The organism is Gallaecimonas sp. GXIMD4217 (genome assembly GCF_038087665.1).
Taxonomy (GTDB): Bacteria; Pseudomonadota; Gammaproteobacteria; order Enterobacterales; family Gallaecimonadaceae; genus Gallaecimonas.
Map to the genome: position 1 here is coordinate 2,135,940 of NZ_CP149925.1, position 22,023 is coordinate 2,157,962.

At 64.4% G+C, this 22,023-nt stretch carries 19 protein-coding genes; 3 read left to right on the forward strand and 16 right to left on the reverse strand.

The genetic code is table 11. The annotated features are described in order from the left end of the window. Positions 1-13: 13 nt before the first annotated feature. From WDB71_RS10490 to fabB, 9 genes are all read right to left on the reverse strand, one after another. On the reverse strand, positions 14-502 hold the full coding sequence (locus WDB71_RS10490; protein ID WP_341501533.1) for a CvpA family protein: 489 nt from the start codon (positions 500-502) through the stop codon (positions 14-16). Between the two features lie 70 nt (positions 503-572). Then, the gene (locus tag WDB71_RS10495; RefSeq protein ID WP_341501534.1) at positions 573-1,106 is read right to left on the reverse strand and encodes an SPOR domain-containing protein; all 534 of its coding nucleotides are present in this window, start codon (positions 1,104-1,106) and stop codon (positions 573-575) included. 2 nt (positions 1,107-1,108) lie between these two features. Continuing rightward, the gene (folC, locus tag WDB71_RS10500) at positions 1,109-2,359 is read right to left on the reverse strand and encodes a bifunctional tetrahydrofolate synthase/dihydrofolate synthase (RefSeq protein ID WP_341501535.1); all 1,251 of its coding nucleotides are present in this window, start codon (positions 2,357-2,359) and stop codon (positions 1,109-1,111) included. 4 nt (positions 2,360-2,363) lie between these two features. Next, positions 2,364-3,233: an acetyl-CoA carboxylase, carboxyltransferase subunit beta gene (gene accD, locus WDB71_RS10505; protein ID WP_341501536.1), complete on the reverse strand. Its 870-nt coding sequence runs from the start codon at positions 3,231-3,233 to the stop codon at positions 2,364-2,366. Positions 3,234-3,365: 132 nt separating this feature from the next. Further along, positions 3,366-4,163: a tRNA pseudouridine(38-40) synthase TruA gene (gene truA / locus WDB71_RS10510; protein WP_341501538.1), complete on the reverse strand. Its 798-nt coding sequence runs from the start codon at positions 4,161-4,163 to the stop codon at positions 3,366-3,368. Between the two features lie 90 nt (positions 4,164-4,253). Continuing rightward, positions 4,254-7,733 (reverse strand): FimV/HubP family polar landmark protein, encoded by a 3,480-nt coding sequence (locus WDB71_RS10515; RefSeq protein ID WP_341501539.1) that lies wholly within the window; start codon positions 7,731-7,733, stop codon positions 4,254-4,256. Between the two features lie 136 nt (positions 7,734-7,869). Next, a complete protein-coding gene (locus WDB71_RS10520) occupies positions 7,870-8,877 on the reverse strand; it encodes an aspartate-semialdehyde dehydrogenase (protein ID WP_341501540.1) in 1,008 nt (335 codons plus the stop codon). A gap of 6 nt (positions 8,878-8,883) precedes the next feature. After that, positions 8,884-9,993 carry a 4-phosphoerythronate dehydrogenase gene (locus WDB71_RS10525; RefSeq protein WP_341501541.1) on the reverse strand — a complete coding sequence of 370 codons (1,110 nt, stop codon included), beginning with the start codon at positions 9,991-9,993 and terminating at the stop codon, positions 8,884-8,886. Between the two features lie 116 nt (positions 9,994-10,109). After that, the gene (gene fabB / locus WDB71_RS10530) at positions 10,110-11,324 is read right to left on the reverse strand and encodes a beta-ketoacyl-ACP synthase I (protein WP_341501542.1); all 1,215 of its coding nucleotides are present in this window, start codon (positions 11,322-11,324) and stop codon (positions 10,110-10,112) included. 132 nt (positions 11,325-11,456) lie between these two features. On the opposite strand from fabB, the gene mnmC reads away from it, so the two are divergent. After that, positions 11,457-13,412, forward strand: coding sequence for a bifunctional tRNA (5-methylaminomethyl-2-thiouridine)(34)-methyltransferase MnmD/FAD-dependent 5-carboxymethylaminomethyl-2-thiouridine(34) oxidoreductase MnmC (mnmC, locus tag WDB71_RS10535; protein ID WP_341501543.1), 1,956 nt, complete (start codon positions 11,457-11,459; stop codon positions 13,410-13,412). A 105-nt stretch (positions 13,413-13,517) separates the two neighbouring features. Here the strand turns inward: mnmC and WDB71_RS10540 are convergent, their stop codons facing one another. The 5 genes from WDB71_RS10540 to prmB are packed head-to-tail and all read right to left on the reverse strand — an operon-like array spanning position 13,518 to position 17,444. Then, positions 13,518-13,787, reverse strand: coding sequence for a YfcL family protein (locus tag WDB71_RS10540; RefSeq protein ID WP_341501544.1), 270 nt, complete (start codon positions 13,785-13,787; stop codon positions 13,518-13,520). Positions 13,788-13,789: 2 nt separating this feature from the next. Further along, a complete protein-coding gene (locus tag WDB71_RS10545; RefSeq protein ID WP_341501545.1) occupies positions 13,790-14,905 on the reverse strand; it encodes an ATP-NAD kinase family protein in 1,116 nt (371 codons plus the stop codon). Continuing rightward, positions 14,902-15,435: an elongation factor P hydroxylase gene (locus tag WDB71_RS10550; RefSeq protein WP_341501547.1), complete on the reverse strand. Its 534-nt coding sequence runs from the start codon at positions 15,433-15,435 to the stop codon at positions 14,902-14,904. The genes WDB71_RS10545 and WDB71_RS10550 overlap by 4 nt, the downstream gene beginning before the upstream one ends. A gap of 5 nt (positions 15,436-15,440) precedes the next feature. Continuing rightward, positions 15,441-16,502: a chorismate synthase gene (gene aroC / locus WDB71_RS10555; protein WP_341501548.1), complete on the reverse strand. Its 1,062-nt coding sequence runs from the start codon at positions 16,500-16,502 to the stop codon at positions 15,441-15,443. 3 nt (positions 16,503-16,505) lie between these two features. After that, on the reverse strand, positions 16,506-17,444 hold the full coding sequence (gene prmB / locus WDB71_RS10560) for a 50S ribosomal protein L3 N(5)-glutamine methyltransferase (protein WP_341501549.1): 939 nt from the start codon (positions 17,442-17,444) through the stop codon (positions 16,506-16,508). A 61-nt stretch (positions 17,445-17,505) separates the two neighbouring features. Here prmB and smrB point away from each other — a divergent pair, with 61 nt between their 5' ends. Then, the gene (gene smrB / locus WDB71_RS10565; RefSeq protein WP_341501551.1) at positions 17,506-18,027 is read left to right on the forward strand and encodes an endonuclease SmrB; all 522 of its coding nucleotides are present in this window, start codon (positions 17,506-17,508) and stop codon (positions 18,025-18,027) included. On the opposite strand, the gene sixA is transcribed toward smrB, so the two are convergent. Beyond that, on the reverse strand, positions 18,016-18,474 hold the full coding sequence (sixA, locus tag WDB71_RS10570; RefSeq protein WP_341501552.1) for a phosphohistidine phosphatase SixA: 459 nt from the start codon (positions 18,472-18,474) through the stop codon (positions 18,016-18,018). The two genes, smrB and sixA, sit on opposite strands and share 12 nt — an antisense overlap. A gap of 109 nt (positions 18,475-18,583) precedes the next feature. On the opposite strand from sixA, the gene WDB71_RS10575 reads away from it, so the two are divergent. After that, complete coding sequence (locus tag WDB71_RS10575) at positions 18,584-21,355, forward strand: insulinase family protein (protein ID WP_341501553.1); 2,772 nt, start codon at positions 18,584-18,586, stop codon at positions 21,353-21,355. Here the strand turns inward: WDB71_RS10575 and WDB71_RS10580 are convergent. Further along, positions 21,312-22,001, reverse strand: coding sequence for a hypothetical protein (locus tag WDB71_RS10580; protein WP_341501554.1), 690 nt, complete (start codon positions 21,999-22,001; stop codon positions 21,312-21,314). The genes WDB71_RS10575 and WDB71_RS10580 overlap by 44 nt on opposite strands. Positions 22,002-22,023: the final 22 nt, after the last annotated feature.

A 22,023-nucleotide genomic window follows, 5' to 3' on the forward strand; every position in this document is an offset into this window, starting at 1 on the left:
CTTACGTAGCAACTCAGCTTTTCGGCAAAAAGCTGGAGCTGGATTTCAGGTAGTCAAAGAACCATTCGATCACCACGCCAAACTCGGGGATCAACAGCGATTGCTTCCACCAGGGCGCGGATGACAGGGTCGTAAAGCTGTCCATCGCGAACAGCAGTGCCGCCACCACCAGTACGCCCCGCAGGGCGCCGAACACCATGCCCAGCACCCGGTCGGTGCCGGACAGGCCGGTCTTGTGGACCAGCTGGCCGATGATGTAGCTGAGCAGGCCGCCCAGCACCAGGGTGGCGATGAAGAGCAGTGCTATGGCTGCGCCATTACGAAGCAGGGGATCGGACAGGCCGGTCAGCAGGGCTGCCAGCTGCTGGTAGAAGAGGCTGGCGACGAAAAAGGCCGCCACCCAGATCACCAGCGACATGGCCTCACGGACGAATCCCCGGACCAGGCTGATCACGGTGGAGACACAGATGATGGCGATGATGGCGTAGTCGACCCAGATCATGATATGGCGCAAACGATTGGCTTGATTCGGGCGCGTATTCTAACAGACAGTGCCGGCAAAAGGATACGCATCAGTTGTTCAGGGGCTCGTAGCGCACGATCCGCCCCTTGAGGCCGGAATAACCGTTGAGCTTGGGCAGCATCAGCTCCAGCTTGCCCCTGTCCAGCTCCGGCCCGACGAAAACCCGGGACAAGCCGCCGCTTTGCTGGCGGAAGGCCTTGTAGCCTCCTTGCCTCAGCCTTTCGACCAGCTCGGCCGCCGCCTGGTGGTTCTTGAAGGCCCCCAGCTGCACCGCAAAGGCGCTGTCATCGAAACCGGCCGGGGCCGGCGGCAGCTGCGCTTCAGTATCCTTGTCGTCTGCCTGTGGCTCCTCACCGTCGTCGACGGCGGCCACCTCGGCGGGCAGCTCCAGCTCGGCGGCCGGGGAGTCGGCCGGGAAGGTCTTGGCGGCGGGCACCTCACCCAGCTCAGGGCGCAGCGGGATCACCTCGAACTGCTCCGGGGTGGGCGTCTCGGGCTCCCTGAGCAGTTCCGGCACGATCAAGGCCCCCAGGGCAAGCAGCACCAGGGTGCCAACGATACGGTTTTTGACTGGGCTCGACACCATCAATCTCCCTTCGCGGCCAGGACATCGGCCACAGTGTAAAAGGAACCAAAAACGATCACCACGTCTTCTGCCGAGGCCAGCGCCAGGGCCTGCTCCAGGGCCTGGCCGACGCTGGCGAAACACCCTGCCACATCATCGGGTGGCAGCAGCGCCGCCAGCTCCCCGGCCTTGGCGGCCCTGGGGGTGCTGGGCAGCTCGGCCAGCAGCCAGCGGTCGATGCAATCCAGTTCGGACAGGGTGCCGGCCATGTCCTTGTCGGCCAGCATGGCGCAGACGGCGATGACCCTGCCCTGCCCTTTTTTGGTCCGCAGTCGCGCGTTGAGGTAACGGGCCGCATGGGGGTTGTGGGCCACATCCAGCAGCACCAGGGGCTTCTCCTGCCACACCTGCAGGCGCCCGGGCAGGCCGGCCTTGGCCAGGCCCAGGGACACGGCGTCGTCTGGCAGGGCAATGCCCAGGGCATCCAGTGCCGCCAGGGCGGTGGCGGCATTGGCCAGGGGCAGGCTGGGCAGCGGCAGTGCCCGCCGCTCCCGGGCGCCGCTGAAACCCCATTGCTCGCCGTCCAGGCGGTAGCTGAAATCCCGGCCCACCTGCAGCAACTTGGCGCCCACATCCCGGGCCGTTTCTGCCAGGCTGGCTGGGGCATCCGGCTCGCCGCAGATCAACGGCCGGCCGGGGCGGCAGATCCCGGCCTTTTCCCGGGCGATACCCTCGCGACAGTCGCCCAGGAAGGCCTGGTGATCGATATCAATACTGGTGACCACGGCCACGTCGGCATCGACGATGTTGGTGGCGTCCAGGCGCCCGCCCAGCCCCACTTCCAGGATCACCACATCGGGCTTGTGCCGACGGCACAGCCAGAGCGCGGCCAGGGTCGAGAATTCGAAATAGGTCAGGGAAATGTCGCCCCGGGCCGCCTCAACGGCCTCGAAGGCCTGGCAATGCTCGGCGGCGGGCAGTTCCTCGCTGTTCAGGCGCAGCCGTTCCGTATAGCGGATCAGGTGCGGCGAGGAAAACACCGCCACGTCGTGACCGGCGGCCAGCAGGATCTGCTCCATCATGGCGCAGGTGCTGCCCTTGCCGTTGGTGCCCCCCACCAGCAGCACCCTGCTGTCCAGGGGCAACAGGCCCAGGCGCTCGGCCACCTGGCGCACCCGGGTCAGGCCCAGCTCGATGTCGGTGCCATGCAGGGTTTCAATACGAAAAAGCCAGTCCGCAAGGGACTGGCTGGCATCATGATGTTCGGTCATTCGCTCAGGCGACGTCTTCGACGGAGGCCTGCCCCATGAGTTTGGCCAGCAGTCTGGCGATTGTATCACGGAGCTGGCGACGGTCGACGATCATGTCGATGGCGCCCTTTTCCAGCAGGAACTCGGCCCGCTGGAAGCCTTCCGGCAGATCCTCGCGCACCGTCTGCTTGATGACCCGCGGCCCGGCGAAACCGATCAGCGCCTTGGGCTCGGCAATATGGATGTCGCCCAGCATGGCGAAGGACGCCGAGACACCACCCATGGTGGGATCGGTCAGCACCGAGATGAAGGGCAGGCCCTTGTCGCTCAGGCGCGCCAGGGCGGCGGAGGTCTTGGCCATCTGCATCAGCGACATCAGCGCCTCCTGCATGCGGGCACCACCGGACGCGGAGAAGCAGATCAGGGCCCGGTTCTCCTTGAGGCACTCCTCAACGGCACGCACGAAACGGGCACCGACCACGGAGCCCATGGAACCGCCCATGTAGTCGAATTCGAAGGCGCAGGCGACCACGGGCAGGCCCTTGAGCTGGCCCTTGAGCACGATCAGGGCATCCTTCTCGCCGGTCTTCTTCTGGGCATCGACGATGCGGTCCTTGTATTTCTTGGAATCGCGGAACTTCAGGATGTCCTGGGGCTCCAGCTCACCACCCAGTTCCTGGCGGCCGCCCTGATCCAGGAAGCCGTCCAGGCGGTCGCGGGCGGAGATCCGCATATGGTGGTCGCACTTGGGACACACCTTGAGATTCCTTTCCAATTCAGCGTGATAGAGGATCTGATCACAGCTGGCGCACTTGGCCCAGACCCCTTCCGGGATGTTCTTGCGACGGGGAGAAATGGTTTTGGTTTTGGTGAAAATCTTTTCAATCCAGCTCATGAAACGCCTCTGTGGGACCATGAGAGAAAAGCCGGCGTTGGCCGGCTTTTTCAGGTAATACCTTAAAACTCATGACATTAAAGCATAGAAGACGGGAGCGGTAATACCAAAAACTGGTCCTACCGGCCGCTCCTAGGCATCCCTGGGATCGGGCAGAAACAGCGGGCCTACCGGCGCCTTGGGCAGCCGGAAGTGCTCCGGGTAGGTGACGTCCACCAGGTAGAGGCCGTGGGAGGGCGCCGTGGCCGGTGCCAGGTTGCGATCCCGGGCCGCCAGCAGCTCGGCCACCTGCTCCTGGATCATTTCCCCCGTGCCCACCTTGAACAGGGTGCCCACTATGTTGCGCACCATGTGGTGCAGGAAGGCATTGGCCTCGATGTCCACCACCACGAAGTGGCCGAAGCGGTAGACGTCCAGCTGCATCACATTGCGGTTGGGACTGTTGGACTGGCACTGGATGGCCCTGAAACTGGAGAAATCCCGCTCCCCCAGCAGCAGCTGGCCGGCCTGATGCATGGCGTCGTGATCCAGGGGCTGGTGGAAATGGGTGATGCCCAGGCGGTGGATGCCGGGCCTGAAGCGCTGGTTGGCGATCACGTAACGGTATCGGCGGGCGGTGGCAGAAAAGCGGGCATGGAAGTCCGGCTCCACCTCCTTTACCCAGCGCACGGCGATGTCGTCGGGGAGGTTGGAGTTAACGCCCAGGGTCCAGGCCACCTCTTTGCGGCTGGCCTGGGTGTCGAAATGGATCACCTGGCCGGTGGCATGGACGCCGGCGTCGGTGCGACCGGCGCAGAACACCTCTATGGGTTCATTGGCCACCTTGCTCAGGGCCTTTTCCAGGCGCTCCTGGACACTGTCCACTTCCCGCTGACGCTGCCAGCCGTAATACCTGGCACCGTCGTATTCGATGCCCAGTGCGATCCGCATGCCATTACCCTTTTCACTTTACCGGGCGCGCATTATAGCCATAAAGAAAAAGCGGTGGCACTGCCACCGCTTTGCTACCGGATTAAGGCCTTAGCCCTTCAACCTGGCCAACAACTTGGCCGCATCGGCCTGCTCGTCATTGGAGCCATGCTGCTGCACGTCGTTGAGCAGCTCCCGGGCGCTGTCGAGATCGTCGATCTCGATATAGGCCCTGGCCAGATCCAGCTTGGAGGCATAGCTCTGGTCGGCTTCGGCATCGCCCTGGCTCTTGACCAGCTCCTGGTAGTTGGCCATATCCAGGTCCATGTCCCAGGACTGGTAGGGATCCTCTTCGCTGAGGTCCTTGTCGCTGTCGGCCAACAGCTCATCGATCTCAACGAAGTCGCCCTTGACCGCTTCCTTGCCCGAGGCCAGTTCCTGCTCGGCTTCGGCCAGCAGAGCATCGAAATCGTCCAGCTCCACCTCTGCGCCTGGCTGGCTTTGTTCCGATTTCACCAGGTCGTCCAGGGCATCATCGGCACTCAGCGCCACCAGGCTGTCGTCCAGCTCAAAGGCATTCTCTTCGCCTTGCGGCTCGCCCTGGCCCAGATCCAGGCCGGCCAGCTCGGCGTCCAACTCGCTATCAAGGCCGGCACTCTCCTCCGCCTGTTCCTCCTCGACCAGGGCCTTGGTCAGGGCGGACAGATCCTGTTCCGGCTCGGCCTGCTCCGGTTGCTCCTCGGCCAGCAGGGCGTCCAGTTCGTCGTGCTGCTCCGCCTTGGTGCCCAGGCCGAAATCACCATCGAACTCCATGGTCGGCATGTCGAACTGGTCCTGGCGCTCGGTCGCCATATTGGTCTGCGGTGCCTCGAAGGCCATGGCAGTGGCATCGTCCGGTGCGACCTGGCTCTGTTGCTGTTCAACCTTGTCCTTGTGCGCGGCATCAAAGTCCAGAATATTGCCGCCCAGGTGGCTGTCATTGGCCTGGGAGGCGTCGGCGATGGTCGGCGCCGTGGTTTCACCCAGGAGCTTGTCGATGGCCGCTTCTTCGCTGAGCCCCTCTTCCTGAGCCTCGGTCGTGACCGGCTCATCGGCAGCCACCAGCAGGTTGTCGAAGTCGTCTTCCTGGGCGGCCGGCTCGGCCTGGGCCTCTTGCTCCTGCTCGGCTTCCTTGGGCGTTTCGGCGCTCATAAAGAGGCTGTCGAAGTCGTCTTCCTCGGCTGCCGGTTCGGCCTGGGCCTCTTGCTCCTGCTCGGCTTCCTTGGGCGCTTCAGCGCTCATAAAGAGGCTGTCGAAGTCGTCTTCCTCGGCGGCCGGCTCGGCCTGGGCCGCTTGCACTTCCTCAAGTACCGGCTCGGCTTCCTTGGGCGTTTCGGCACTCATAAAGAGGCTGTCGAAATCGTCTTCCTCGGCTGCCGGCTCGGCCTGGGCCGCTTGCTCTTCCTCAAGTACCGGCTCGGCTTCCTTGGGCGCTTCGGCACTCATAAAGAGGCTGTCGAAATCGTCTTCCTCGGCAGCCGGTTCGGCCTGGGCCGCTTGTACTTCCTCAAGTGCCGGCTCGGCTTCCTTGGGCGCTTCAGCGCTCATAAAGAGGCTGTCGAAGTCGTCTTCCTCGGCTGCCGGTTCGGGCTGGGCTTCGGTTTCTTCCTGCAGCAGGGTATCGGCGTCCGCCAGCAGGGCATCGAAGTCCTCTTCCTCGGCCGCCGCCGGCTCGGGCTGGGCTTCGGTTTCTTCCTGCAACAGCGCATCGGCGTCCGCCAGCAGGGCATCGAAATCCTCTTCCTCGGCCGCTGCCGGCTCCGGCTGGGCTTCGGATTCACCCTGCAGCAGCGCATCGGCGTCCGCCAGCAGGGCATCGAAGTCCTCGTCTTGCGCGGCGGCATCGGCCTTCTCGGCACTGGGCAGCTCGGACTCTTCCTTCAGCAGGGCGTCGGCATCCATAAACAGGCTGTCGATGTCCTCCGCGGCTTCCGGCAGCTCGCTGGCGGCGCCTTGTTCTTCCTTGCTCAACAGGGCATCGGCATCGTCCAGCAGGCTGTCGAGGGCATCGTCGCTCTGCTCAGCCACCTCGGCCTGCTGTTCGGCCGGTGCTTCATGCTCCAGCATGGCTTCGGCCTCGACCAGGTTCTGGTCCTGCTGTTGTTGCTCCTGTTCCAGCCAGTCGTCCAGGTCGCCGTCGTCATCAAGGCGGATGGCGAAGTCTTCCTCCTCCTCGGCCTGGCTGTCATCTTCGGCCGGTTCCTGCTCGGCGGCGGCTGCGGCTGCGGCAACCGGCTCGGGCTCAACGGCCTGCCTGTCGCCGTTAACCAGACGATCGGCCAGGCTGCCACCACTGCTCTGCTGCACTTCGGCCTCGTCGCCGCCACGGCGGCGCAGCCAGGCGAACAGCAGGCCCAGCAGCAGCAGGCCGGGAATGGTGGCCAGGGTGATCAAACCCCAGGTGGAGTTCAACAGTTCGTCCAGGAAGCTGCCTTTGCCGGAACCGCCTGTAGTGGACGCCTGCTGGCTCAGCTTGCGGTTCTGCTCGGCAATCACCTCTCGCAGTTCGGCCTGCAGCTTGGCTTCGTCGCCCAGCTGCTGCTGCAGGCTGTCGATGTCTTCGGTGAGCTGGCTGAGGCGGCTGCGCAGCTGCTGGTTCTCGGTCAGCACCTCTTCCAGGTTGCGGGTAGAGGTGGCCAGTTCATCACGCAGGCGCCTGACCTCGTCGGCATGGCGTTGGGACTGCTCGTTGAGCTTGTCCTGCAGCAGGTTACCGTCCACCTTGGCGGGGGAGCTGACCCTGGGCTGGCTCGGCGCCGGCTCTCTCGGCACCTCGGTCACGGTGAATTCGCTGGGCGCCTTGCTGCTGGGTCTGAATGCGGTCTGGCCCTTGCTGGCGCCGCTGACAAAGAAGGCACGGGCTTCATCCCTGTCCACGGCCTCGACCTCCGCCAGGGTCGGCACCCTCAGCACCGCGCCCTTGACCATGCGATTGATATCGCCGGACACGAAGGCGTTGGGGTTCTTTTGGTGGATGGCCACCATGGTCTGGTGGACGGTGACGCTGCTGTTGGGCCTGAGCTGGTTGCCGATGCTCCACAGGGTGTCCGAGGGTGAAATGGGGCCATAGACCTCGGCGCCGGGTTCATCGCTCTTGAGCTGATCCCCGGAGATGACGGCACCCGTCCTGCCGTCGAAGGCGCCCTCCTGGGGCAGCACCGGGATGCGGTTGGCCGGATCGTCGTCCAGCAGCAGATCGTATTCGTTGCTGACGCTGCCCTCGGGCAGGCCGCGGATCTCGATGGACAGCGACACGAAGGGCGAATCGACGGCGTCGTTGCCGACCACCGTCATGTAGCGGCGGCCACTTTGTACGCTGATATCATCCACCCTCAGGGTGAATTTCTGCCCTTTGGGTTCGAAGGCCTGGCGGGCCGAGAGTTCGACGCGGATCTTGCTGGGATCCAGCGCTTCCGGTCCCAAGAGTTCGACCTTGGCCTTGAAGGGTTCATTGATGGCGGAGCTGACGCTCAGCTCTCCCAGCTCCAACGCAAGCGACTGGCCACAGATCCCCATGGCCAGGATGGAGGCAGCAATCCTGGATAATTTCATCATTATTCCTCAGGCTATCCTGAGCCGGTTCTAATTGTGATTTATCGTAGTCCGTTAACGAAAAGTATCATAATCAAGGCGCTGCGTTGACACCAGTGATGACTAAACAAAAAGGCCGCCTATTGGCGGCCTTTGCTCAGCGGTACTGCTCGAGCCAGAGCTCGGCAATCTGCACGCTGTTGGTGGCGGCGCCCTTACGGACGTTATCGGCCACCAGCCAGAGATCTAAACCATGGGGATGGCTGAGATCCTGGCGCACCCGGCTCACGTAGACCTCGTCGTGGCCGGCGGCCTCGGTGACCTGGGTGGGCAGCTCCAGGTCTTCCATCAGCACCACGCCCGGGGCCTGGGCCAGCAGGGCCTTGGCCTCGCCCACGTCCATGGGCCTGTGGGTCTCCAGGTGAACGGCCTCGGCGTGACCGTAGAACACCGGCACCCGCACACAGGTGGCGTTGACGGCAATGCTCTCGTCGAGGATCTTCTGGGTCTCCCAGTGCATCTTCATCTCCTCCCGCGTGTAGCCGTTGTCCTGGAAGGCATCGACCTGGGGCAGGCAGTTGAAGGCGATCTGCTTGGCAAAGGCGTCGGCCTCGGCCGGGCGGCCGTTGAGCAGGGCCGCGGTCTGCTTGGCCAGCTCCTCCATGGCCCGGCGGCCGGCACCGGATACGGCCTGGTAGGTGGCCACATTGATGCGGTGGATGCCGAAGGCTTCGTGGATGGGCTTGAGGGCCACCAGCATCTGGATGGTGGAGCAGTTGGGGTTGGCAATGATGTTGCGGTTGCGGTAATCGGCGATGGCCTGGGGGTTCACCTCGGGCACCACCAGGGGCACGTCCGGCTCGTAGCGGAACTCGGAGGTGTTGTCGATGACCAGCACCCCGGCATCGGCCGCCTGGGGGGCGTATTCCCGGGACACGGCCCCACCGGCGGAAAAGAAGGCCAGTTCCACCTGGGACCAGTCGAAGGTCGCCACGTCCTGGATCTCCAGGGTCTTGCCCTTGAATTCCTTGGTCTGGCCGGCGCTGCGGCTGCTGGCCAGCAGGTGCAGTTCATTGACCGGGAAGTGACGTTCTTCCAGGAGTTCGAGCAGGGTTTCCCCGACGGCGCCGCTGGCGCCGAGGATGGCGACATTGATACTCATCATTACCTCTTAGTGCTGCAGCTGCAGGCCCCATGCCCGCAGCGGCTCCAGTGCCTTGTTGTCGGACCATACCTTGATGGCCCCCAGTTCCCTGCGCTTGGGGTAGGCCTTGCGCAGGGCGTCGAATGTCTGTCCGGCCGCCAGCCCCTGGCGGAACCAGTGGTCGTCGTCGCGGATGTCGTAGGCCAGCCGCATCAGGGCGGTCAAGGACTTCAGCTGCTCCGCGCCCTGGCCCAGGGTCACCCCCAGTACGGCCGGCTCGGGCAGGTGTTGTTCCAGGCTGCCGGACACCAGCCGCCCCATATGTTCGCAGCAGGCCTCGTAGAGCATCCAGGTGCCACGATACTTGCCTTCGATGCTGTGGCCGGCGATATGGGGCGTGGCCAGCCAGCACAGCTCCAGAAGCTCAAGGTCGATGTCGGGTTCGTTCTCGAACACGTCCAGCACCGCCTGGCCCCGGCCTGCGACCAGCCAGGCCTTGAGGGCGGTACCGTCGATCACGTCGCCGCGGCTGGCGTTGATGACCAGGGCCCCCTGGGGCAGCAGCGCCAGTTGCTCCTGGCCGATCATGGCCCGGGTGCCCGCGCCGCCCGGCACATGCAGGGTCAGCAGATCCACCTGGGGCAGCAGTTCGGCCAGGTCCGTGGAGTCCAGCTCGCCGCGCTCGGCCCGGGGCGGATCGCAGTGCAGTACTCTAAACCCTAATGCGTTTAGCCGTCTAGACACCCTTGAGCCGATATTGCCGACCCCGACCACGCCGACGGTCAGCCCCCTGGGCTCTTCGCCGCTCAGGGCCAGCCAGTTCAGGGTGGCGCTCAGCACATAGTCGGCCACGGCATCGGCATTGCAGCCCGGGGCGGCACTGACGGCGATGCCGCGCCGCTTGAGGGCGGGCAAGTCCAGGTGGTCGGTGCCTATGGTGGCGGTGCCCACGAAACTGAGGTTGTGGGCCTGGCTGAGCAGCGCCTCGTCGACCCGGGTCACCGAACGCACCAGCAGCGCATCGGCCCTGGCCAGGGCGTCGGCGGGAGGCTGGCGGCCATCGAAACGTTCCACCGTCGCAAAGTGGGAAAAGAGCGCCTCCACCAGGGGCATGAGGCCATCGGCAAGTATATGCATTAGGACTGTCACCGGACTTTTGCCACAGTGTACTGAAAGTGCCTGTCCTTTCACAAAACAGAGCCATAAAAAAGGGCTTCCCTCGGGAAGCCCTCTCTTGCTCACCACAGGGAAAGTCAGCCCTGGTAGCGTTTCAGTACCAGGGAGGCGTTGGTGCCACCGAAGCCAAAGCTGTTGGACATCACCTGGTTGAGCTGGGCCTCGCGGGCCTCGGTGACGATGTCCATGCCCTCGGCCTTCTCGTCCAGGCTGCCGACGTTGACGCTGGGGGCCACGAAGCCGTGCTTCATCATCAGCAGGCTGTAGATGGCTTCATGAACGCCGGCGGCGCCCAGGGCGTGGCCGGTCATGGCCTTGGTGGCGGAGATGGCCGGGGTCTGGTCGCCGAACACTTCACGGATGGCCGCCAGCTCCTTGACGTCACCCACCGGGGTGGAGGTGCCGTGGGTGTTCAGGTAGTCGATATTGCCTTCGACGGTAGCCATGGCCTGCTGCATGCAGCGCACGGCGCCTTCGCCGCTGGGAGCGACCATGTCGTAGCCGTCGGAGGTGGCGCCGTAGCCGACGATCTCGGCGTAGATGGTGGCGCCACGGGCAAGGGCGTGCTCCAGCTCCTCAACCACTACCATGCCGCCGCCACCGGAGATGACGAAGCCGTCACGGTCGGCGTCATAGGTGCGGGAGGCCAGCTCGGGGTTGTCGTTGTACTTGGTAGACAGGGCGCCCATGGCGTCGAACATCATGGCCAGGGTCCAGTCGACCTCTTCACCGCCACCGGCAAAGACCACGTCCTGCTTGCCCAGCTGGATGAGCTCGGCGGCATGGCCGATACAGTGGGCGGAGGTGGCACAGGCGGAGCTGATGGAGTAGCTGACACCCTTGATCTTGAAGGGAGTGGCCAGACAGGCGGAAACGGTGGAGGACATGGTGCGGGGCACCATGTAGGGACCGACCCGCTTGACGCCCTTCTCACGCAGGGTGTCCACGGCGACCGCCTGGTTCTTGCTGGAGGCGCCGCCGGAGCCAGCCACCAGGCCGACGCGGGGGTTGGAGATCTGCTCTTCGCTCAGGCCGGAATCGGCCAGGGCCTGCTGCATGGAAATGTAGGCATAGCCGGCGGCCTCGCCCATGAAACGCAGCTGCTTGCGATCGATGTGCTCGGCGATGTCCAGCTTGATGTCGCCCCAAACCTGGGAACGCAGGCCCATCTCGGCGAACTGCTCGGAACGGCGAATGCCGCTCTTGCCCGCCTTCAGGGATGCCAGAACTTCTTCTGCATTGTTACCGATGCTGGATACCACACCCAGACCGGTGATCACGACGCGTTTCATGTTGCCTCTCTTAGAAATCAATTCCTTCGCTTTCGCGCTGGCGCCATGTTAACCAAAGCGCCCGTAACAAGTGGTCGGCTTTCAGGGCCACAGCCGTTAAAATAGCCCCTTTGGCCCCAGCGGACGACAGTAGTGAGTATCAAGAGCGCCCGGATCCATTTCAACGAGCACGGCACCCCGGTGGCCGACGACTTCGACGACGTCTACTTTTCCAACGCCAGCGGCCTGGACGAAACCCGCCACGTGTTCCTGATGCACAACGGCCTCCCCCAGCGCTTCCGGGACCACCGCGGCGCCTTCGTCATCGCCGAAACCGGTTTTGGTACCGGCCTTAACTTTTTGACCACCTGGCAGGCCCATCGTGCAGAAGCGGGGCCTAACTGCCGGCTGCACTTCATCAGCTTCGAGAAGTTTCCCCTGGCAAGGGCGGACTTGGCCAAGGCATTGGCGGCCTGGCCTGAGCTGGCCGAGCTCAGTGAGGCACTCATCGACCAATACCCGCCCCTGGTGCCGGGCTGCCACCGGCTGCTGTTCGACGGCGGCAGGGTAACCCTGGATCTGTGGTTGTGCGACGTGGCCGAAGGCACCGCCCAGCTCCATTGCCCACAAGGCGGCCTGGTGGACGCCTGGTACCTGGACGGCTTTGCGCCGGCCAAGAACCCGGACATGTGGAGCCAGGCCCTGTTCGACGCCATGGGCCGGCTGGCCAGGGCCGATGCCAGCTTCGCCACCTTCACCGCTGCCGGTTTCGTGCGTCGTGGCCTGATCGCCGCCGGCTTTGCGGCCGAAAAGGTCAAGGGCTTCGGCCACAAGCGGGAGATGCTGCGCGGCGATTTCACCGGCACGCCCTCGGCCGGTTCGCTGCCGCCCTGGTCGCACCGGGCCAGGGCCGGCGATCTGAGCGACGTGGCCATCATAGGTGGCGGCCTGGCCGGCGCCGCCAGCGCCTGGCAACTGAGCCGGCGCGGCCTGGCCAGCACCCTCTACTGCGCCGATCCCAAGCCGGGCCTGCGCGCCTCCGGCAACCGCCAGGGGGTGCTCTACCCGCTGCTGAATCGGGATCACGACAACCTCAGCCAGTTCTTTACCGCCTGCTACCTGTACGCCCTCAACCGCCTCAAGGAGATGGACATACCCAAGGGCCTCGACGGGGTGCTGCAACTGGCGGTGGACGACAAGCTGGCCGAGCGCTATCGCGATATCGCCGCCAAGGGCCCCTTCCCAACCGAGTTGTTAAGGTGGCTGGAGCCCGATGAGGCGTCCGAGCTGGCCGGCGTCAGCCTGCCCTATCCGGCCCTGCACTACCCCAAGGCGGGCTGGCTGCAGCCACCGGCCCTGGTCAGGTCCCTGCTTGAGGCCAGCCAGGTGGATTGCCGCTATGGCATCCAGATCACCGGGCTGAAAAGGGACGGCGAGCACTGGCAGCTGCTGAGCGGCGACAAGGTGATCGGCCGCCACCAGACGGTGATCCTGGCCGCCGGCAGCGGTCTGCTGGATATGGAGCAGCTCAAGGGGCTGCCCATGTCGGCGGTACGGGGCCAGGTCAGCCAGGTCAAGGCCGAGCAGGGCCTGGACCAGCTCAAGCAGGTACTCTGCTACAAGGGTTACATGGCGCCGGGCTGGGACGGCTCCCTGTGTCTGGGTGCCAGCTTCGTGCGCCAGGACAGGGGCGAGGATGTGCGCGAGGAAGAAGACCAGGAAAACTGGCAGAAGCTCAGCCGCACCTTCCCGGATGCCGACTGGCTGCCGGAGCAGCCGGAAAAGGTGGGCGCCAAGGCGGGCATTCGCGTCGTGCTCAGGGATCACCTGCCGCTGATCGGCCAGGTGCCACAGCTTGAGGGCCACCTGGCCTACGATGGCTTTGCGGCCAGGGATCCCGCCGCCCTGCCCCGCCAGCCTGTGCTGCCCGATTTGTGGCTGCTGGGTGGCCTGGGCGCCCGGGGTGTCACCTCCGGCCTCTTGGCTGCCGACATCCTGGTCAGCCAGATGGCCGGCGAGCCCCAGCCGGTGCCCGATGCCCTGCTGGAGGCCCTCAGCCCCAACCGCTTCTGGCTGCGGCGGCTGAAAAAAGGCCAGGCGCCCTGCTAGGGCGCCCGGTAGCTATCGACTGGCCAATACAAGGCAGGCCAAGCGCAGTTGGTGAGCAACCAATAAGCGAGGCTTAACGCCCCATCAGGATATGCTGGTGGCAGCTCAGGCGCAGAGCCGCTGCCAGAGGCCGATAACCAGCTGCTGATCCTGCTCGTTCAGCTCGCCCTTGGCGATGGCCTGTTCCAGGCTGGCCTGGACCCGATTCTTCAGCTCGGCAAGCTCCGGCTGCTCCACTTCCAGCTCGTAGTGGCCGCTCACCAGGGACAGGTGCCCCTGCAGGTAGCCGCTGGCAAAGAGCTCGTCGTCACTGCCGGTGACCACCAGTTGATCCAGCTCGGTCTGGGCATTTTCCAAAAAGGCGTCGTAAGCCATTGTCATTCCTCCGTGGGATCGGCGGCCCGGTACATGACCAGATCCCGATAACCTGTGATGATGGGGTAGATCCCGGCCAGCTCCCGGTCCAGCGTGCTGTCGCCGGTGTCGATGCGCAGCGGCCGGCCCGCCAGGGCCTGGAGCTTGCGCTTGCTGGCCACGATCAGGATGTTGTGGCGGCCGATGGCGCGGATCACCCTGGGGCTGAGCTGCTGGTTGCCGCGGCCGAACAGGTGGCCCTGGCCACCGATGAGGGTGATCACCAGCCGGGCGTCGCGGCCCTTGATCTGCTCGTAAAGCTCGGCCTCGGTGAGGTCCGAGCCGATGAGCTGCTGGTCTTCCAGCAGATCCACCCCCAGCAGGGTGTTGGGCAGAGCCAGCTCTTCCATGATGGCGGCAACGGTGCCGCCGGAGCCCATCACGAAGCGGATGCCGTCGTCCATGCGTTCGATGATGTCGGCGGCCAGGTCGGCCAGCACCAGCTCATCGGATTCCCGGCCGCCCTGCTTGACCGCCTGCACGTAGCGAAGCGACATGGGCACCTTCATCTCGCCGAAACGCCTGGCCCGTACCACGCCCTGGCGGAACTGCGCCTCGTCGATGTCCATGACGTCGGCCTCGGCCAGGGTCAGCAGCTCCCCCTTGAGCAATGACACCACCAGCTCGCCGGCGGCCCTGGGGGTGATGCCGTAGACGCCGGAGTGGATCTTGCAGCCGGCGGGGATGCCCAGCACCGGCATGGCGTCGTCCACCACGGCGCAGATATCGCGGGCGGTGCCGTCGCCACCGGCGAACAGCAGCAGCTCCGCCCTGGCGTCCAGCACTGCCTGGGCCGCCAGGCGGCTGTCTTGGGCGCTGGTCTTTGCCGGGGTCTGGTGCACCACCTCGAACGAAAAGCCCAGTTCGGCCAGGAGGTCGGCGCCCATCTCACCACTGGCGGTGAGGAACTGAACGCGATCCTTCAGGGGCAGCAGCGCCTCCAGGGCGGTGCGGGTGCGGGCATTGGCCTGCTTGACGGCGCCCCTGGCCAGGGCTTCTTCCACCACGCCGTCCGAGCCCTTCAGGGCCACGGCGCCGCCGACACCGGCCACGGGATTGATGATGAGTCCCAGCCTCATGGCGTCTCCTTGGGAAAGTGTTCGGCGGTCAGGGGGCCGGTGCGGTAATGGCTGCACAGGGCATCGATAAAGGCCGCCGCTCGGGCCGGGAAGCCCTGCTCCAGGTAGGTCAGCGCCTGCTCACGCACCTTGTTGGTGAAGCCGATGCGATCCGGCTCGGCGCCGTTGAGGTTGTCGGTGCTGACCCGAAAGCGGAAGCCGGCGGCGGCGGAAAAGGCCCATTCCAGGGCCTGGGGTTTGATCTCCACCTTCTCGAACCGAGCCTGTTGCTCGGCGTCACGGCCGTCCGGGCAGTACCAGTAGCCGTAGTCCTCCAGCTGCCGCCGCTTGGCACCGGCGATGCACCAGTGGGCTACCTCGTGCAGGGCCGAGGCGAAGTAGCCGTGGGCGAATACCACCTGGTGATGGTCGACACCCTGGCCGGCCGGCAGGTAAATGGGCTCGTCCCCGCCCTTGATCAGGCGGGTGTTGTGGCTTTCGAAGAAACAGTGGTCGAAAAGGCGGATCAGATCCTGGTAACTGTGCTTCATACGACTCAATTGCGGCCGGTTTGTCCCCGATGGCGGAGCCAGTGGTCCATCAGGGTCAGGGCCAGCATGGCCTCGGCGATGGGCACGGCGCGGATCCCCACGCAGGGATCGTGACGGCCCCGGGTGACCACCTCGGCAGGCTCGCCCGCGACGTTGATGGTGCGGCCCGGCACCTTGATGCTGGAGGTGGGCTTGAGGGCCATGTGCACACTGATCACCTGGCCGGTGCTGATGCCGCCCAGGATGCCGCCGGCATGGTTGGACAAGAAGCCGTCCGGGGTCAGCTCGTCCCTGTGTTCGCTGCCTTTTTGGCGGCTGGACTCGAAACCGTCGCCGATCTCCACGCCCTTGACGGCGTTGATGGACAGCATGGCCTTGGCGATGTCGGCGTCGAGGCGGTCGAACACCGGCTCACCCAGGCCCACCGGTACGCCGCAGGCTTCTACCAGCACCCGGGCACCTATGCTGTCCCCTTCCTTCTTGATATCGCGGATCAGGGCATCAAGTGCTTCCAGCTTGCCGGCGTCGCCACTGAAAAAGGGGTTCTGCTCCACCTGGTCCCAGTCCAGCACCGGCACGTCGATGTCGCCCATGCCGACCATGGCGCCGCGGACGGTCACGCCGTGCTGGGCCAGCCATTTCTTGGCGATGGCGCCGGCGGCGACCCGCATGGCGGTCTCCCGGGCCGAGGAGCGGCCGCCGCCGCGGTAGTCGCGGTGGCCGTACTTGTGGTGGTAGCCGTAGTCGGCGTGGCCGGGCCGGAACAGCTGGGCGATGTCACCGTAGTCACGGGAGCGGGCATCGGTGTTCTCGATCAAAAGGCCTATGGGGGTACCCGTGGTTTTGCCCTCGAAGACCCCGGAGAGGATCCTGATCTGATCCGGCTCGTTGCGGGGGGTGGTGTAGCGGGAGCTGCCGGGGCGGCGCCGGTCCAGGTCGCGCTGCAGATCCGCCTCGCTCAATGCCAGGCCCGGAGGACAGCCGTCGACAATGGCACCCAGGGCCGGGCCGTGGCTTTCACCAAAGGTGGTGACGCGAAAGAGTTCACCGAAGCTGTTTCCGGCCATGGCTCAGTCCTTGTAGAGGGCGAAGGTGTCGGCGTGGGCCAGCAGATCTTCCTTGCTGATCATGAAGACGCCGCTGCCGCCCCGTTCGAATTCCAGCCAGGTGATGGGCAGATCCGGGTACTGGTGATCCATGTGGATCTCGGAGTTGCCCACCTCGCAGATGAGGATGGCGCCGTCCTTCATGTAGCGCGGCGCATTGGCCAGGATGCGGTTGACCAGCTTGAGGCCATCGCTGCCGGCGGCCAGGGCCAGGGCCGGCTCGTGCTGGTACTCGTCGGGCAGATCGCCCATGTCCTCGGCGTCCACGTAGGGCGGGTTGGTGACGATGACGTCGTAGAGCTCCCCTTCCGGCAGGGCCTTGAACAGATCGGAATGGATGGGGGTCACCTGGTGCAGCATGCCGTGCTCTTCGATGTTGCGCTCGGCAACGATCAGAGCGTCCCTGGAGATGTCGGTGATGTCCACTTCCGCTTCCGGGAAGTAGTGGGCGCAGGCGATGCCGATGCAGCCGGAGCCGGTGCACAAGTCCAGGATGCGGGTCACCTCGCGGCCGTCCATCCAGGGCGAGAAGCGGTTTTCGATCAGCTCGCCGACGGGGGAGCGGGGGATCAGCACCCGCTCGTCCACGTAGAAGGGCATGCCGCAGAACCAGGCCTCGTTGGTGATGTAGGGCACGGGCACCCTGTCCTGGATACGCACCATGACCCGCTCGACGATGCGCTGGCGCTCGGAGCTGGTCAGCCTGGCGTGGCGGGTGTCGGCATCCACGTCGTGGGGCAGGTAGAGGGTGGACAGCACCAGGGCCACGGCCTCGTCCCAGGGATTGTCGGTGCCATGGCCGTAGTAGATACCGGCGGCGTTGAAACGGCTGACCGCCCAGCGGATCATGTCCTGAATGGTATGAAGCTCGTTTACCGCTTCATCCAGAAAAATCTTGTCCAAGAAAGGCCTCCGATGGCTGTGCTATGACAGTGCTGCAAGTGCTGAGGTAGAATACCGCCCCATGAAGAAGACGCAACTGAGCGCCGACGAGCAAGAGCTCTTTCGGGATGCCGTGGCCGGCATCAAACCGATGGCGCAGGATACCATAGCCCAGGCGCCCAGGCGACGCCCTGCCCAGCCGCGCCAACAGCTGCGTCAGCGGGCCGAGCGCCAGGCCGGATTCTACTTCTCGGACGATTTCGAGCCCCTCTTTGCCGAGGGCTGGCCCAACTATGTACGCGAGGACGTGTCCACCGGCGAGTTGAAGAAGCTCAGGCGGGGCGACTACTACCCGGAAATGACCCTGGACTTGCACGGCATGAGCCGGGAAGAGGCCAAGGTGGAGCTGGCGGCGCTCATTGAGCGGGCCATACAGGATCATGTGCTGTGCTGCTGCGTGATGCACGGCATCGGTACCGGCGCCCTCAAGCGCAAGGTGCCGGCCTGGCTGGCCCAGCACCCCAAGGTACAGGCCATGCATTCGGCGCCACGGGAGTTCGGCGGCCAGGGCGCGCTGTTGATCCTGCTGGAGTTAGCCCAGTGACGGCAGGCGCTGGGCCTGGATGCGCAGCCGGCCCTGCTCTTCCTGCAACCAGATGATCTGGCCGGTGGCGAAGGCCAGCGGGGCCTGGCCTGGTACCAGCGCCTCCACCAGGTAGGCCACCAGCGGCATGTGTGACACCAGCAGCAGGGTCTCGTCGCTGCCCAGGTAGCCGTGGATCAGATCGGTAACGGCCTGCAGGTTGCCGCTTGGGGTCAGCTCGTCGAGAGTGACGGGCTCAACATTGGCAAAGGCGGCGCCGACCTGGGCCGCGGTCTGGCGGGTACGCCGGTAGGGGCTGACAAAGAGGCGGCTCGGAACCAGGCCCTGAGACTTCAACCAGTTGCCCTGGGCCCAGGCTTCTTCCTCGCCCCGGGCCGTCAGGCTGCGTTCGGCGTCACTGGGCGCCTGGGGCACCGCCTGGCCGTGTCTCATGATCAGAACCTGCATGCCAACCTCCCTCTAACAACTGGCGGCGAAGTCTACTCAATGCCCGGCCGGTTTCCAATTGTCAATTGGCCATACATAATAGTGAGACCGCGATCGGAGCGAGCCCAGCGTGCACAAAAATCCTTTTGACCACCGCACTTACCGTCACCTGACCCTCGACAATGGCCTGAAGGTGCTGGTGGTGGAGGATCCCAAGGCCACCAGGGCTGCCGCCGCGGTGGCCGTGAACGCCGGCCACTTCTGTGATCCCAGGGAGCGCCAGGGCCTGGCCCATTTCGTTGAACACCTGCTGTTCATGGGTACCGAGACACACCCGGGCAGCGGCGAATACCAGCAGTTCATCCAACGCCATGGCGGCCAGCACAATGCCTGGACCGGCACCGAGTTCACCAGCTACTTCCTGGAAGTGGCCCCGCACCAGTTTGCCGAGGCCCTGTATCGCTTCAGCCGCTTTTTTGTCTGTCCGCTGTTCTCCCCACAAGCGGTGGACAAGGAGCGCCACGCCATAGACGCCGAATACCGGCTCAAGCTGCAGGACGACACCCGCCGCCTCTACCAGGTCCACAAATCGGTAGTTAACCCCGACCACCCCTTCAGCCAGTTCTCGGTGGGCAGCCTGGAGACCCTGGCCGGTGAACCCGAACGGCTGGCCGCCGAGGCCAGGGCCTTCTTCGATACCTATTACGTGGCCAAGGGCATGACCCTGGTGCTCTATGGCCCCCAGTCCATCGGCGAGCTGGGCGCCTGGGCCAGGCAATATTTCACCGGGGTGTCCGATGCCGCCAGAGCGCCCATACCGGGTGCCGATATCCCTCTCTACAGGGATGGCCAGCTGCCGATGCTGGTCCAGGCCAGGCCTTTCAAGGAAAGCCGGCGCCTGGTGGCTGCCTTTTCACTGCCGTCCGCCAAACGGCACTACAGGACCAAGCCGCTGACCTTCATCAGCCACCTGCTTGGTCACGAGGGGCCCGACAGCCTGCTGAGCCGCCTGCGAAGGCAGGGCTGGGTGGAGGAGCTGTCCGCCGGCGGTGGCGTCAGTGGCGCCCACTTCCGGGAATTTTCGGTGCAGTTCCTGCTGACCGAGGAAGGCGAGGACCATATCCCGGACATTCTTGAGCAGTTGCTGGCCTACCTGCAGCTGATCCGCGATCAGGGTGTTGAGCGCTGGCGCTATGAAGAGCGCAGCCATATGGCCGAACAGGCCTTCAGGCACCTGGAAGTGACCCAACCCATGGAGTTTTCCAGCCACCTGGCGGTGAACCTGCACAGCTATGCGCCGGACGATGCCCTCTATGGCGATTTCGTGATGGCCGAGTTCAAGGAGCAGCAGATCCGCCATTGGCTGGAGCTGATGCGGCTGGACAACCTGAGGGTCGGCCATGTGTCCGACAGAGCTACTTGCGACAGGGAAGCGCCCTGGTACGACACCCCCTTCGGTTGTGGCCCCCTGCCACAGGAATGGCGGGCCCGACTGGCTCAGCCCCAGGGCTGGCCCGATTTGAGCCTGCCCAAGGCCAATCCCTTCATGGGCCAACCACCGGCCTGCCATGCGGTGTTGAGCGGCAAGGCCAATCCCAGCCTGCTGGTGGACACGCCGAGCCTGAGGCTCTGGCATCACCAGGACGGCGACTTCGTCATGCCCAAGGGGGAGATCTTTTTGGCCATGGAGAGCACCCTGGCCACCGCTTCCCCCAGGGCCATCGCCCTGACCCGGTTGTGGCTGGATATGAGTGCCGACAGCCTCACCCCCTTGCTTTACGATGCCGAGCTGGCCGGCCTGCACTGGAACCTCTACCCCCAGCAGGCAGGTTTCACCCTGCAGCTCGGCGGCCTGATCGGCCACCAGGAAGTGTTGCTGGACACCTTATTGGATACCCTCTTCCAGCAATTCCCCTCCAGAGAGCGGTTTGACCGCTGCCGCCAGGATCTCATTCGCCAGTACCGCAATACCCGGCAGCAAAAGCCCATACAGCAGCTGTTCGGCGAGCTGACCCGGCTGATGCAACCCGCCCACCCGGGCTACCCGAGGCTGGCCAGGGAACTGGAAACCATTGGCTATGACGAGTTGCTGGCCCACAGAGAGGTCTTCAAGAACACCCTCTACATAGAATCGCTGATGCATGGCAACTGGCCGGAACAGGAAGGCCACCGGCTCAGCCAGCGCCTGACGTCGCTGGCCAGCGCCAGCGAACCAAGCCGGCAGGTACTGCGACTGGGCGGCCTGGGCAGCCGCCTGCGCCTTTGCGATGTGGAGCATGGTGACTCGGCCCTGGTCGTCTACTACCAGGGCAGCTCTACGGCCCCCAGCCAGTTCGCCGCCTTCATGCTCACCAACCAACTGATGGCTGCCACCTTCTTCGAGGAACTGCGCAACAAGCAACAGTTGGGCTATCTGGTCGGTACGGGCCTGATCCCCATGCACCGCTTCCCTGGCCTCGCCTTCTACATACAAAGCCCGGTGGCATCGCCCTTACAGATCAGGGATGCCATTGACGACTTCATCGAAGAATTTTCCTACATGGTAATAGGGCTCAGCGAAAGCCAATGGCAGGCGGCCAAGGGGGCCCTGATCCACAAGCTGTCAGAGCCCGATGCCAGCCTGCACGACAAGGCGACCCGACTCTGGCAGGCCATAGGCCATGGTGATACCCGCTTTGACCGCCGTCAGCGGCTGATCCAGGCCATTCGTGCCATGACCCGGGCCAGTTTATTGAAATTCATGAAGAAACACTTGAAGCCAGGAACCGCCAACCGGCTGCTGCTGGCAAGCCACGGTGAACAGCACCGTAATCTGGAACTGCTTGCAGACTACCCGCTGATCACCGACATCCATGCCTTCAAGGCTCATTCACCGCAATATCGGTGGAAGGCAGCGGGATAACTTCTTCGTTGTTGGGAGGCATCCGTTCGATGACCCGGGCGGCCGCTTCCCGGACGACATCATGGAAGGTGACGGAATCCGAGGTCATGGTATCGACCGCATAATTGACCTCTTCCACCGCTTCCCAGGCAATATCGCCACTCCAACCGTCCCAGACCTGCACAAACAAGCGCATGTTGGCGTATTTGGTCTGCACCACCCTAAGGCCGAATACGCTGAATCGCCCGGACTGCCATTGCTCGAAGCTGGCCAGCTTCAGCTGCACAAGGTAACGGGCATCCAATGCCTTGCTCAGCTTGTTCAATGTCGAGACCGGAAACAACCCGGTGACATCGTACTGGTGGTACATCTGCAGGTAATCCTGACTGAGGTCGGCCCTGTTGATACGGCCCAGCGACACCTGCAGGGGCACCACGGGCACGTCTGGCCTTTCCTCCTTGAGGTGGGAGTAGACCAGCAAGGCCAGCGCTTGTCTGTCTTCCTCCTTGCCGGTAACTGTTGAGGGGGTCAAAAAGGCGAATCCATCCGGGTAGTGAACAGCACTGCCAAAGCTGTAGCGCTGCGCTTCTAGCCGGGTTTCAACCTCATTGGTCGAGCACGCGCTGAGCAGTATCACCACAAGGCAAATGTAGTTTTTCACGTCCATGCTCCGCTATGGCTTTCCTTGA